This is a genomic window from Providencia sp. PROV129 (assembly GCF_028482245.1).
In the GTDB taxonomy this organism is placed as follows: Bacteria; Pseudomonadota; Gammaproteobacteria; order Enterobacterales; family Enterobacteriaceae; genus Providencia; species Providencia vermicola.
The window spans coordinates 46,104-59,442 of the sequence record NZ_JAMPQD010000024.1 but is presented as its reverse complement, the minus strand read 5'-3'; the positions used below and the strand labels follow the sequence as shown (position 1 = coordinate 59,442).

Annotated in this window: 12 protein-coding genes and 3 tRNA genes; 7 read left to right on the top strand and 8 right to left on the bottom strand. The window is 41.0% G+C overall.

Annotated features, from left to right (window positions below; translation table 11 throughout):
* The first annotated feature begins 13 nt into the window (after positions 1-13).
* The gene (locus tag PSF27_RS17455; protein WP_272681931.1) at positions 14-583 is read left to right on the top strand and encodes a hypothetical protein; all 570 of its coding nucleotides are present in this window, start codon (positions 14-16) and stop codon (positions 581-583) included.
* Between the two features lie 109 nt (positions 584-692).
* Here PSF27_RS17455 and argA read toward each other — a convergent pair whose 3' ends face one another.
* Positions 693-2,036: an amino-acid N-acetyltransferase gene (argA, locus tag PSF27_RS17450; RefSeq protein ID WP_206083729.1), complete on the bottom strand. Its 1,344-nt coding sequence runs from the start codon at positions 2,034-2,036 to the stop codon at positions 693-695.
* A 246-nt stretch (positions 2,037-2,282) separates the two neighbouring features.
* Here argA and amiC point away from each other — a divergent pair, with 246 nt between their 5' ends.
* Complete coding sequence (gene amiC / locus PSF27_RS17445; protein ID WP_206083730.1) at positions 2,283-3,533, top strand: N-acetylmuramoyl-L-alanine amidase AmiC; 1,251 nt, start codon at positions 2,283-2,285, stop codon at positions 3,531-3,533.
* 112 nt (positions 3,534-3,645) lie between these two features.
* On the opposite strand, the gene PSF27_RS17440 is transcribed toward amiC, so the two are convergent.
* The 3 genes from PSF27_RS17440 to PSF27_RS17430 all read right to left on the bottom strand — a co-directional run bounded on the left by PSF27_RS17440 (position 3,646) and on the right by PSF27_RS17430 (position 3,952).
* Positions 3,646-3,722 (bottom strand) — tRNA-Met (locus PSF27_RS17440).
* Between the two features lie 19 nt (positions 3,723-3,741).
* A tRNA-Met gene (locus PSF27_RS17435) sits at positions 3,742-3,818 on the bottom strand.
* Between the two features lie 57 nt (positions 3,819-3,875).
* Positions 3,876-3,952 (bottom strand) — tRNA-Met (locus tag PSF27_RS17430).
* Between the two features lie 263 nt (positions 3,953-4,215).
* On the opposite strand from PSF27_RS17430, the gene mltA reads away from it, so the two are divergent.
* Both mltA and tcdA read left to right on the top strand, forming a co-directional pair.
* Positions 4,216-5,325: a murein transglycosylase A gene (mltA, locus tag PSF27_RS17425; protein ID WP_206083809.1), complete on the top strand. Its 1,110-nt coding sequence runs from the start codon at positions 4,216-4,218 to the stop codon at positions 5,323-5,325.
* Positions 5,326-5,355: 30 nt separating this feature from the next.
* The gene (tcdA, locus tag PSF27_RS17420) at positions 5,356-6,177 is read left to right on the top strand and encodes a tRNA cyclic N6-threonylcarbamoyladenosine(37) synthase TcdA (RefSeq protein WP_272681930.1); all 822 of its coding nucleotides are present in this window, start codon (positions 5,356-5,358) and stop codon (positions 6,175-6,177) included.
* Between the two features lie 37 nt (positions 6,178-6,214).
* Here tcdA and csdE read toward each other — a convergent pair whose 3' ends face one another.
* Both csdE and csdA read right to left on the bottom strand, forming a co-directional pair.
* Positions 6,215-6,673: a cysteine desulfurase sulfur acceptor subunit CsdE gene (gene csdE, locus PSF27_RS17415; protein WP_206083732.1), complete on the bottom strand. Its 459-nt coding sequence runs from the start codon at positions 6,671-6,673 to the stop codon at positions 6,215-6,217.
* A gap of 29 nt (positions 6,674-6,702) precedes the next feature.
* Positions 6,703-7,908, bottom strand: a complete 1,206-nt coding sequence (gene csdA, locus PSF27_RS17410) for a cysteine desulfurase CsdA (RefSeq protein WP_272681929.1) — start codon at positions 7,906-7,908, stop codon at positions 6,703-6,705.
* A 699-nt stretch (positions 7,909-8,607) separates the two neighbouring features.
* On the opposite strand from csdA, the gene PSF27_RS17405 reads away from it, so the two are divergent.
* From PSF27_RS17405 to rlmM, 3 genes are read left to right on the top strand one after another with little or no spacing between them, the layout of a single operon-like run.
* On the top strand, positions 8,608-9,549 hold the full coding sequence (locus tag PSF27_RS17405) for a transcriptional regulator GcvA (protein WP_206083734.1): 942 nt from the start codon (positions 8,608-8,610) through the stop codon (positions 9,547-9,549).
* A gap of 27 nt (positions 9,550-9,576) precedes the next feature.
* The gene (locus PSF27_RS17400) at positions 9,577-9,972 is read left to right on the top strand and encodes a DUF423 domain-containing protein (RefSeq protein WP_206083735.1); all 396 of its coding nucleotides are present in this window, start codon (positions 9,577-9,579) and stop codon (positions 9,970-9,972) included.
* A complete protein-coding gene (gene rlmM / locus PSF27_RS17395; protein WP_206083736.1) occupies positions 9,965-11,068 on the top strand; it encodes a 23S rRNA (cytidine(2498)-2'-O)-methyltransferase RlmM in 1,104 nt (367 codons plus the stop codon). The genes PSF27_RS17400 and rlmM overlap by 8 nt, the downstream gene beginning before the upstream one ends.
* 55 nt (positions 11,069-11,123) lie before the next feature.
* Here rlmM and xni read toward each other — a convergent pair whose 3' ends face one another.
* Positions 11,124-11,879, bottom strand: coding sequence for a flap endonuclease Xni (gene xni / locus PSF27_RS17390; RefSeq protein WP_206083737.1), 756 nt, complete (start codon positions 11,877-11,879; stop codon positions 11,124-11,126).
* A gap of 18 nt (positions 11,880-11,897) precedes the next feature.
* Positions 11,898-13,265, bottom strand: a complete 1,368-nt coding sequence (ppnN, locus tag PSF27_RS17385; RefSeq protein ID WP_206083738.1) for a nucleotide 5'-monophosphate nucleosidase PpnN — start codon at positions 13,263-13,265, stop codon at positions 11,898-11,900.
* Between the last annotated feature and the right edge of the window lie 74 nt (positions 13,266-13,339).

Here is a 13,339-nt window from a genome sequence, read left to right as displayed (position 1 = left end):
TAAAGGTAATGATATGGATAACCAGCAAGAGATGACCGCAGTAACCATTACGTTAAATGCGAGATTAGAACCTGTTAGGCGTGCAGATTTAGAAGATGCATTTGATGAAGTCATGAAAAGTCTGGGTAAGGATATTCATGTCACAGGTGGCGGCACACTATTAGGTGATAATGGTGAAGCACAGGAATGTGATATTGAATTGGCCATCGCTGACGCAAGTGATGAAAATATTAGCATGATAATCCAGCTATTTACCTCAATGCTAGCGCCAAAAGGGTCTCGTTTATTTATTCATGCTGAAGATGTTCGTATCGACTTTGGTGAGCACGAAGGTTTAGCCGTTTATTTTAATGGTACAGAGCTTGCTGATGAAGTTTATGAAAATGGGGACATTAACGACGTTTTTGATGTATTAGATGAAGCTGTTGAAGACATCGGCAGTATTCACGGTGTGTGGGATGGCCCAACAGAAACCGCATTCTACTTCTATGGTAGCTCTTTTGCTGAAATGGAAGCGGCAATAAAGCCACATTTAGAGGCCAATCCACTTTGTGAAAAAGCAAGAATTGTACAGATTGCTTAATTAAGTCGATATTAACGAGTTAATTATATGCCCCCAAATTAGACATCCATGCATAATTTGGGGTATTAACTGCACTAACCAACACTTATTTTATTGCAAATAAGGACGGTTACTTATCAGATTGGCTCTTTAGCTCCAAGATCAAAATTTTAGAACGGCGCTGGTAATTATATAAAGCTTGCTTTTTCAGTGGCAGCATCTCAATTTCAGCAGGGGTAAAACCACGCTCTTGAAACCAATGGATACTACGAGTCGTTAATACAAATAGTTTATCTAAGCCTAATTGTTTCGCCTGTACTGCAACGCGGTGAAGTAGCTCCTCTCCTCGAGCAGAACTACGGTAATCAGGGTGAACAGCAACGCAAGCCATTTCCCCTAGTTTTTCCTCTGGGTATGGGTAAAGAGCAGCGCAAGCTATCACTAAATTGTCTCGTTCAATAATCGTGAATTTATCGATTTCCATTTCAAGTTGTTCCCGTGAGCGACGAACAAGTATTCCTTGCTGCTCTAAAGGGCGAATTAGTTCTAAAATACCCCCAATATCATTGATATTTGCACGGCGAATTTGTTCAGCACTTTCCATTACGATTTGAGTACCAATACCGTCACGAGAGAATAATTCTTGAATAAGCGAGCCATTTTCTTGATAGCTTAATAGGTGGCTACGACGTACCCCACGGCGGCAAGCTTTTGCTGCGCCACGCAAGAAACGTACAGTTCCAGAGTAGTAATCCCCTTCAGATTCAAGTTCTTGAATTCTATTTTCTGCTTCATTTGGGAATAATTCAGATAAGATATTACCCTCTTTATCTGCGACACCTTGAGAAGAACAGAACCCGATCAGTTTTTCGGCCTTCATTTTTACAGCGAGTTGAGTCGCAATTTCTTCTGAGGTCAGATTAAAACTTTCCCCAGTAACGGAAACCGCAACAGGGCCAATTAAAACAATAGAACCATTATCTAATTGATTATTAATGGCTTCTTCATTGATGCGGCGAATTCTCCCACTGTGGCAGTAATCAACACCATCATCGATACCAAGTGGCTGTGCAATGACAAAATTACCACTGACTACATTAATATGGGCACCTTGTAATGGTGTATTACTTAAACTCATTGATAAGCGAGCGGTAATATCAAGCTGTAATGCACCAGATGCTTGCTTAACATATTCAAGTGTATTCGAATCAGTCACACGGGTATGTTTGTGGTAAACCGCATCATATTTGTGTTCTGCTAGAATATCCTCAATCTGAGGACGAGCACCATAGACCACAATAATTCGGATCCCTAAACTATGTAATAATCCTATGTCATTGACAATACTTGGGAAATTTTCATGCGCAATCGCTTCACCACCAAGCATAATGATAAAATTTTTGCCGCGGTGGGCGTTTATATAAGGTACCGAATGGCGAAACTCATCAACCAACTCGGTGCTGCGCTCTTTCATAATAACCCTCTTTAATGAATTTTTATTCGTTAATAATGTATTTTTATTCTTTTTGGCGAAAAATATCAAGTAAAAGATGGTATAAAAAATAACAAATATATTTTTAAGAGTTACATATCTTTAAATATAAATGTGTATTATTAATGACAGAGAGCACATGATTAGTTAGAGTGCTTATTTCTGGCCAATTAATTGGCATATAGTCTAATATCAATTTATTTTTCAGTTCTAGGTTCGGAATTATTGATGAGTCAGCAAGATCACAGCCCATCTAAGCGTCGTTTTATTCAAGGCGCCGCCGCAGTTATGTTACTGAGCGTTAGCCCATTCGGTTTTTCTGCTAATAGCAGCGTGATTGCTGTGCGTATTTGGCCTGCATCGAGTTACACTCGTGTAACGCTTGAATCAAGCGTTCCGCTAAAGTACCGCCAGTTTGTGCTGAATAACCCAGAGCGGATTGTTGTTGACCTTGAGGGCGTACAGTTAAATAACGTACTTAAGCAGATGGGAACTCAAATTCAAACACGTGACCCTTATCTCAAATTGGTCAGAGTGGGGCAATTTGATCCTAAAACCGTACGCCTTGTTTTTGAAGTGAAAAATAAAGTGACCCCACAATTCTTTACCATGTCGCCTGTGGGGGAGTTTAAACACCGCTTAGTCCTTGATTTCTATCCAGGCAAAGGTGTGGATACTAGCGATGATCCATTATTAGCATTACTCGAGGACTACAATAAAGGTGACCTCGAAGAAAGTATGCCTGCGCAAGCGAAAAAACCAGGTAAAGCAGGGACGGATCGCCCAATTATTATTATGATTGACCCTGGGCACGGTGGGGAAGACCCAGGTGCGATAGGGAAATATAAAACACGTGAAAAAGATGTTGTCTTGCAGATTGCACGGCGCTTAAAAGCGTTGATTGATAAAGATCCTAAAATGCGTGCTTACATGACTCGTAATGAGGATGTGTTTATTCCTCTTAAAGTGCGTGTTGCAAAAGCACGTAAGATGCAGGCTGATTTATTTGTTTCAATTCACGCAGATGCATTTACTAATCGTTCAGCACATGGCTCATCAGTTTTTGCATTATCGACTAAAGGAGCTACCAGTAATACGGCTCGCTACCTTGCTCAAACTCAGAATGAGGCCGATTTAATTGGTGGTGTAAGTAAGAGTGGTGATGTGTATCTTGACCACACAATGTTGGATTTAGTCCAGACAGCAACGATTAATGATAGTTTGAAATTTGGTGATGAAGTACTCAAACGTATGGGGAAAGTCAACCGATTACACAAAAATAAGGTTGATCAAGCTGGATTTGCGGTACTCAAAGCACCTGAAATTCCATCAATATTAGTTGAAACCGCGTTTATCAGTAACTTGGAAGAAGAGCGTAAGCTGAAAACGGCCAAGTTCCAACAACAAATGGCAGAGTCTATCTTTGAAGGGGTAAAAGCTTACTTCCGCAATGGGGGTGAGTTAGCGATCCGCAACTAACCATAACGAACGGTAAATAAACAGGTGATAAGCAAAAGCGAGTCGCCTTTTTTATTTGTAAAAATAAAGGTGGTGATTAATATTTTTGAGAGTGTGGGGCTAGGGAAAGAAATGGTTGCGGGGGCTGGATTTGAACCAACGACCTTCGGGTTATGAGCCCGACGAGCTACCAAGCTGCTCCACCCCGCGACTGAAGAAGTAAAAAAATTGGTTGCGGGAGCTGGATTTGAACCAACGACCTTCGGGTTATGAGCCCGACGAGCTACCAAGCTGCTCCATCCCGCGACTGAATTCTTTACAACGTTTTGATTTTTTTTACTACTTTACTGATTAAATCAGTATTGGTTGCGGGGGCTGGATTTGAACCAACGACCTTCGGGTTATGAGCCCGACGAGCTACCATGCTGCTCCACCCCGCGTCCGATAGCGGGCACTATACTCGGGATGAGATCTGATGCAAGTTTTTTCGTGTTTTTTTTTCATTTTTAGCATTCTACAGAACAAAATACGCACGTTATGTTTATTTTTTGAACTTTGCGGGGGTGGCAAAGAAAAATAATTTAACTAAATATGTTTACTCGTTTCATTCCCATTTTGGGTTTGCTATTGTGCGTTGCATATTGGATTGTGGGTTGTATTTGGATGGTGGAGCATGAACTTAGAATTAATGAAGGTAATTAATATGCTATCGGTGAAAAAATGGTCAATAGTAAATAAGTGGATAGTCACAGGTGTCTTTTTTTCATTGTTGGCAGGATGCCAAACTCACCCAACGGATAAAGGCCAACAATACAAAGATGGTCGTCTTGTTGAAGACTTACAGAAAGTTAATCAGGTAAATGTTCAAGGCAAACCAATAAATGCACCTGACTTTAATCAGCAGATCGTTGAAATTAAAAATGCATCTCCGCGTTTATTCCAAAATAACCGTGACACTTATCATGCGATTGAAAATTGGTTAATGGCAGGTGGAAACCCCGCACAGCTCGCCAGCTTCAATTTATCGGCCTTCCAAATGGAAGGGGCTGATAATTACGGGAACGTTCAATTTACGGGGTATTACACACCTGTTATTGAAGCAAGACGTTCACCACAAGGGGAATTTCGCCATCCATTATATGGAATGCCCCCAAAAGGGAAATCGCGGTTACCTAGCCGAGCAGCTATCTATAATGGCGCGTTGAGTAATAACCTCATTTTGGCTTACAGTAATTCCGCTGTAGATAATTTTATGATGGAAGTTCAAGGGAGTGGCTATGTCGATTTTGGTGATGGTAGCCCGCTGAATTTCTTTGGGTATGCAGGGAAAAATGGCCACGCGTATAAAAGTATCGGTAAAGTTCTTGTTGACCGTGGCGAAGTGCCATTAAGCCAAATGTCTTTACAAGCTATCCACGATTGGACAAATAGCCATAGTGAGCAAGAAGTTCGTCAATTATTGGAGGAAAATGCATCGTTTGTTTTCTTCAAACCGCAATCTTTTGTACCAGTAAGAGGCGCTAGCGCAGTTCCGTTGATAGCAAAAGCGTCAGTTGCGTCAGATAAAACCTTGATCCCAGCAGGAACGGCATTGCTGGCGGAAATTCCTGTTTTAGATGGTAATGGTAAATTTACGGGGCAATACGAAATGCGTATGATGGTTGCCTTGGATGTAGGGGGAGCGATTAAAGGCCACCACTTCGATATTTACCATGGAACAGGTCATGACGCAGGCAAAATGGCTGGTTTTTATAACCATTATGGACGCGTCTGGGTGCTGAAAAAGAGTCAGCCCCTTTTTGGTGCAATGTAATTACCGTCTTAACTAAGGTTGTTTGTTATTATGCAAGCTAAGCTTTCAGATGCTTGGATGCAGCGTTTTGCTGGGATCGGGCGTTTATATGGGCAGAAAGCCCTTCATCTTTTTGCGCGCTCTCATGTCTGTGTTGTCGGTGTGGGTGGTGTTGGTGTATGGGCAGCTGAGGCATTAGCTCGTTCTGGAATTGGTGCAATCACCTTAATTGATATGGATGATATTTGCGTCACGAATACTAACCGTCAATTACATGCTATTAAATCAACCGTTGGCTTACCGAAGGTTGAGGTGATGAAAGCGCGGATTTTGGAGATTAACCCAGAGTGTGAGGTGAATGTCATTGATGATTTCATCACAGTCGATAATGTCGCTCAGTACTTCAGTACGGGGTTTGATTACGTTATTGATGCAATTGATAGTGTTCGGCCTAAAGCTGCACTACTGGCTTATTGTAGGCGATTTAAAATCCCTGTAGTCACAACTGGTGGGGCTGGTGGTCAAATAGATCCCACACAAATACAAGTGGTGGATCTGGCGAAAACCATTCAAGACCCATTAGCGGCAAAGCTTCGTGAGCGGTTAAAGTCGGACTTTAATGTGGTTAAAAATGGTAAAGGCAAGCTAGGAATTGATTGCGTGTTTTCCACGGAACAGCTTGTTTATCCACAAAGTGATGGCACTGTCTGCGCAGCAAAAAGTACTGCAGAAGGCTCAAAAAGAATGGATTGTGCATCAGGTTTCGGGGCAGTCACCATGGTCACAGCAAGCTTTGGCTTTATTGCTGTGGCACATGCGTTGAAAAAAATGATGGCAAAAGCCCAAAGAAATGTAGAAAAAAACATTAAATAGTGAAGAGGCTATTGCGATACATAGCCTCTTTCGTTGATTAGGCTGGCGTCATTTCATTGGAAATATTTCGAATTGCCGTAATTAATGATTGAATACCATTTTGGCGAGATTCGCTGAGCTGACTGGGTAAGCCTGTTTGTTCCAACAATTCATTGAAGTCGAATTCCATAATTTCTTTCGCTGTTTTTTGCTCAATAGCCGCTAATAAAATCGCAAAAAGCCCTTTTACAACACGACCTTCACTGTCACCATAGAAATGGAAAGTTTCATCATCATTGAGTATTGCACCAATCCACACTCGGTTTTCACAGCCTTTCACTTCTTGAGTTTGTTGCTTCTCATCATCAGTTAGTGTCGGTAATTGTCTCGCTAATTGGATAAGCAAACGGTACTTATCTTCCCAGGCTTTATGTGCGGAAAACTGTTCAACTATTTCCTGAATTTTAATCTCTGTACCAAAAGGGTGCGGAGCAAGCTCATATTTAGTCGAAGTCATTAGGCTTCCTTTTTATCTTTAGTATTGATTTAGTCATTGAGTATTGAAAGTGAGCGAGTGACTGCATTAATAAGTTTATCAATATCTTGTAGGTTATTATATGGCATCACAGAGATGCGTATGCAGCCACTAATATTCAAGGCATCCATTAAAGGTTGAGCACAATGTTGCCCATAGCGTAATGCAATATGCTGTTCAGTCAAGAGCACACCTAAATCGCTATGGTGAATACTTTCAAAATTGAATGAAAGTAATGGTGAATTAGGCACACTATAACCAATAAAACCAGGAATGCGTGAGAGTTTTTTATTGGCTTGTTCGATAAGTGAGCAAGTATAAGCTTCTGCTTGTACTAAATCGATAGATTGAATCCACTCAAGAACGGCTGAAAAAGCAATAACGCCAGCAATATTAGGTGTGCCTGCTTCAAAACATTGAGGAATGGGGGCTGGCGTGAAACCTTCAAAAGTCACCTCAGTCAACATTTTTCCCCCGCCGTGCCAAGGCACCATGGCTTCTAATAATGCTGTTTTTCCATAACAAACACCGAGGCCTGTAGGGCCATACAGTTTATGGGCGGAAAAAACATAAAAGTCGATATCTTCAGCACTAACATCAATAGGGCAGTGTACAGCGCCTTGTGCGCCATCAACGATAACCAGGGCACCTATTTGGTGGGCGAGATGAGTGATTGCCGATAAGTCAGGCTGAAAGCCAGTGACGTTCGACATCTGTGTAATAGCAATGGCTTTGGTTTTGTTATTTAGCAGTGATTTTAGCGTTGCTAAACTGAGTGAGGCACCTTGTTCGATGGGCCATTTTATAATTTTAGCGCCAGTTTGCTTAGCAATTATCATCCAAGGTAATAAATTTGAATGATGTTCTATTTCGCTGACAATGATTTCATCACCTGCTCGTAAGATTGGCCGAAAATAACTCTGAGCAATCAAATTAATCGACTCGGTGGCACCTCGTGTCCAAATTATATTATTTTCACTGGCGGCATTAATAAATTTTGCCGTTCGAATACGGCCTAATTCATAGTCGCGAGTTAATTTTAATGACTCTGGTGATTGACCGCGGTAAACCGAGCTACCAGATAAGCGGTAGTAATTATTTGAAGCCTCAATCATTGCAATCGGTTTCAATGCAGTTGCTGCACTATCAAAAAATAATGTTGAGGAATTTATTGCAGGAAATAATTGGCGAAATGCGGTAGCGCTAAAATGATCCATGGGTTCTTTCTTTTTAGTCAATAATTATCTGTGTTATCTGATAGTTGTGGGTATTGTCTACAGAGATGTACATTTATCCGTACATTATTGATTATTTTTTGATTAATTTAAACTTGTCATTTTCAATCAAAACATTGAAATATTTTGTTACGTTTGGTATTACTTATTAGCAATATCAAAAGTAAATTTTCTTGGGTGATTCAGTGTATTGCACCGCAAAGTAATCCTTTTTGTTTGAGAGTTCTTTTTTAGAAAGCATAAACTGAATTATTTTCAGGAATTATCTTAAATATCTAACTTAAAGTTTTTTCGGTACACTAGTAATTATCTGTAGCTATTTGTATTTACTAAGTTAAATTTTTCATTTGTCCTAAGTAAATACCAGTAAAAAAATCAAAAAAAAGCACCGCGTTTTGGCGGTGCACTATAAAAAATCACTATGGACAGACAGGGTAAATGTACAGGAAGTGAAAAAAACAGTAGCAAAAGCTACAAAGTCTGGTTCAACCAGACAACTTGCAAACACAACATCACAACCACAAAGCCAAAAGTTTCAGAGTAACTAAACTCTGTAACTTTTCGTTCCGGCTTAGGAAGTGCGCATACTATAGGTATTTACTGGCAGATCCTCAAGGGACAAATTATAATGCTTCGGATAAAAAAAACTAATGCATAACGAGATGCCGAGTAGAAGTGATTATGTCTAAAAGATTACCGCCACTGAATGCGCTGAGAGTGTTTGACGCCGCAGCCCGTCATTTAAGTTTTACTAAGGCAGCAGAAGAATTATTTGTCACCCAAGCAGCCGTGAGTCACCAAATGAAAAGTTTGGAAGACTTTCTTGGGTTAAAGCTATTTCGTCGGCGTAATCGCTCGCTACTTCTTACGGAAGAAGGGCAAAGTTATTACCTTGATATTAAAGAAATATTTTCTTCTTTAAATGAAGCAACACGTAAGTTGCAAGCGAGAAGCGCCAAAGGTGCATTAACGGTAAGTTTATCACCCAGTTTTGCTATCCAATGGTTGGTACCTAGGCTTTCAGGGTTTAACCAAGCTTACCCAGGTATTGATGTCCGCATTCAAGCCGTTGATAGAGAAGAAGATAAACTCGCAGATGATGTGGATGTAGCGATTTTTTATGGTCGAGGAAATTGGTCTGGTTTAAGAACTGATAGGCTTTACGCTGAATATTTAATGCCAGTTTGTGCACCGTCATTAATGACAGGGGAAAACCAACTAAAAAATCCAGAAGATTTAGCAAAACATACACTGCTTCATGATTCTTCTCGAAGAGACTGGCAAGCGTATGTTAAACAGCTAGAGCTACAGAATATAGTGAATGTACAACAAGGGCCGATTTTTAGCCATAGCGCGATGGTGATTCAAGCGGCAGTACATGGACAAGGTGTTGCATTAACCAATAATGTAATGGCAAAGAATGAAATTGACGCAGGGCGTTTGGTTTGTCCCTTTAGCGAGGTGTTAGTTAGTAAAAATGCGTTTTATTTAGTTTGCCAAGAAAGCCAAGCAGATTTAGGCAAAATCGCTGCATTTCGTCAGTGGATCCTTGCGCAAGCAGCGAGTGAACAAGAAAAATTGGGTTTTATTACGGGTGACCAAGATGTGGCGCTTATTCAGTAATCAAGTATTTAAACAAAAGGTGTTACTGTGAATAGTCGTTTGATGTTAATTTTCGCTGGAATTAGTGGCTTTTTTACTGTTGCTTTTGGGGCTATTGGTTCTCATGCGTTATCGTCAATTATGAGTGTCCATCAAATGGACTGGATTGAAACTGGATTGCGTTATCAGATGTTGCACACTATTGCATTAATGGTATTAGGCGCAATTTTATTACGTAAAGTGATCCTATGGTTTTATTGGTCAGGTGTTTTTTTCTCTGTTGGGATACTTCTTTTTAGCGGTAGCCTTTATTGTATGGCCCTATTGCAGGTAAAATACTTTTCTTATTTTACGCCAATAGGGGGAGTTTGTTTCCTGATTGGTTGGTTGTTAGTAGTTATTGGCGCTATGCGTCTAAGGAAATCGGCGTCACGTAATGAGTAATAAAATTGCACTTTATTGTCGACCAGGCTTTGAAAAAGAGTGCGCAGCAGAGATTACGGATAAAGCAGGGCAAAAAGAAATTTATGGTTTTGCCCGTGTAAAAGAAAATAGTGGTTATGTCATTTTTGAGTGCTACCAAGCTGAAGATGCAGACACTCTCGCCCGTACATTGCCTTTTCGTGAGCTAATTTTTGCTCGCCAAATGATTGTGGTTGGTGATTTATTAAAAGACTTGCCACCTGAAGATCGTATCACCCCAATAGTCAATGCGCTAAGCCAACAAGTGGTGAGAGCAGGTGATATTCGGGTGGAGGTCGCAGATACCAACGAATCCAAAGAACTGATGAAGTTTTGCCGTAAATTTACGGTGCCTTTACGTAATGCGTTGCGTAAAGAAAAAATCTTACTTCCACTTGAGAATTTCAAAAGACCCGTGATCCACGTGTTTTTTATTGCACCAGGTTGCTGTTATACGGGATATTCATATACCAATAATAGCTCAAATTTTTATATGGGCATTCCGCGTTTAAAATTTCCATCAGATGCGCCCAGCCGTTCTACCTTGAAGTTAGAAGAAGCATTTCACGTCTTTATTCCTTATGAAGAGTGGGATGAGCGTCTTGCCAGTGGAATGAAAGCGGTCGATTTAGGCGCTTGCCCTGGGGGCTGGACTTATCAACTAGTGAAACGTAGCATGATGGTTCATGCGGTTGATAATGGCCCGATGGCAGAAAGTTTGATGGATACAGGGCAAGTTACTCATCACCGTGTAGATGGTTTTAAGTTTCAACCTTCATCACAAAACATCACATGGTTAGTGTGTGATATGGTTGAAAAGCCAGCAAAAGTGGCTGCATTGATGACGGATTGGTTAGCTCAAGGTTGGTGCCGCGAGGCCATATTTAACCTAAAACTGCCAATGAAAAAGCGCTATGAAGAAGTCTCACACATATTAGAAAAGATGCAGGTGCAGCTGAAAGAACGGGGTGTAAACGTGCTAATCCAAGCTAAGCAGCTTTATCATGATCGTGAAGAAGTGACTGTGCATGTGATGCGTGTTTGGTCAGCAAACCCAATGGCGCGTGAATATTATTAATTTATAAAACTAATAAGAAAGGCCACTAATTAACTCAGAGGCCTTTTTATTTTGATCAGTTGCTTATATAACGTAGCTGGTTTAAATTTCCTTGCAGTGCAATATCCGTTCTTAATGTGGCAATATCGCGGCAAATTAATGCGATTTCTTGTTGGTTAACTAGTTTTTTTTGCCATTTTTCTTCCAGTTTATCTAAATTCGCAAATAAGTTTTCGATAGAGTGATATTGCTGCAATAGTATTGCCGCACTTTTCGGGCCAATACCTGCGACACCTGGAACCTTACTGCTACTGATCCCCGCAAGTCCCCAATAATCAGGAAGTTGTTCAGGAGAAACGCCAAATTCCTTTTCGATAAAAGGAATATCTAGCCAGCGTTTTTGGAAATAATCGCGAATGCGTAGATTAGGCGAAAGCAGTTGACAGTAGCCTTTATCGGTGGAAACGATGGTAACAGTGTGCCCAGCTCCCGCGATACGCGTTGCTAACGTGGCCGCTAAATCATCAGCCTCATCCCCTACAGATTGCCAACAGTGAATGCCTTTTTCTGTAAATAAAGCCATTAGATCAGGGAGCTCAGCGTGTAAATCTTCAGGCATCGGCGACCGACCTGCTTTGTAATCAGGGAGTTTTTCATGACGCCAGCTTTGATGGCGACCTTCTTCATCAAACACCGCGACAATGTGTGTGGCATCTGTATGAGTGAGCAACTGTGATATCGCAGATAGACAGGTTTCTCCACACGGGCTTCCTTGCACCGCATGGATACGGCGTATTAAATTTAATGCATCAATAATTAATAAATGGATCATAAATACGCCATTACAGATTTATTTCACGATTTCATAGCAAGGCTCATATGCAGTGCCACCTGGCAATTTCATTCGATGTTGTTCAACAAAGCCTTGGAGTAACACATCCATACGCCTCATGAGATCGCTATCACCGTGAATTTTGAATGGGCCATGTTTTTCAATGGCTTTCATACCAAATTCCTTCACATTACCTGCAACGATACCAGAGAACGCACGGCGTAAATCTGAAGCCAATTTTTCAGGTGCTTGCCCTGGATGAAGGTTCAGTGAGGCCATGTTTTCATGTGTTGGTTCAAACGGATGCTGCAAGTCGTGCGCAATTTTAATTGACCAGTTGAAGCTGTATGCATCGCCTGTGCTACGGCGATTCTCTTTCACTTGTGGCATGCTTCTTTTCATCACACGCGCCACTTCTTGAGCATCATCGATAATGATTTGATAGTGTTTGCTCGCTTCATCCCCTAAAGTATGTCGGATAAAATCATCGAGGACTTCAAAGTATTCAGCGCTTTCTTTCGGACCCGTTAAAATAAGCGGGAGAACTTGCTCTTTATTGGCTGGATCCATCAAGATGCCCAGCAAATACAGCAGCTCTTCAGCGGTACCAACACCACCTGGAAAAATAATAATACCGTGACCTAAACGGACGAACGCTTCTAACCGTTTTTCAATGTCAGGCATAATAATTAACTCGTTAACTAATGGGTTAGGTGGCTCTGCTGCGATGATTGAAGGTTCGGTTAAGCCAATGAAACGGCTATCTTTATACTGTTGTTGGGCATGACCAACAGCTGCACCTTTCATTGGGGCTTCCATCGCACCAGGCCCACAGCCCGTACAGATATTCAGTTCACGTAAACCCAGTTCGTTACCAACTTTACGGCCATATTGATATTCAATTTCATTTATTGAGTGGCCACCCCAGCAAACTATCATGCTTGGGTCATCATCAATATGTAATGCACGAGCATTGCGTAGGATAGAGAAAATCATATTGGTGATGTGCGTGCCATTTTCCGTATCAAAATGGAGTTGCTCTTTAGCTTGGTTTATTTGCGCGTGAACGAATAAAATATCGCGTAAAACTGCAAATAAGTTAGCTTGCAAAGTACGAATAATTTTCCCGTCAACAAATGCTTTTTCTGGTGGCTCGATAAGCTCAAGTTTTACACCACGTTCACGACGTAATACGTTGATATCAAAGTCTTTGCTTTTTTCTAGTAGCTCTTTACTGCTATCAGTAAGGCTTCCAGAATGTAAAACCGCGAGTGAGCAGTTTCTAAATAACTGGTATAAATCGCTACTTGCAGTGCGTTTAAGCATGTCAACTTCAAGCTGCGAGAGTAGATCCATAGATCCTAATGGACTGATATGCGTAATCAAGTAGTACTCCTTTACCCCATGGGTTCTTGATAGGTGAATTGTACCGCAAATACACTAGTGCATTTACTTTTCAA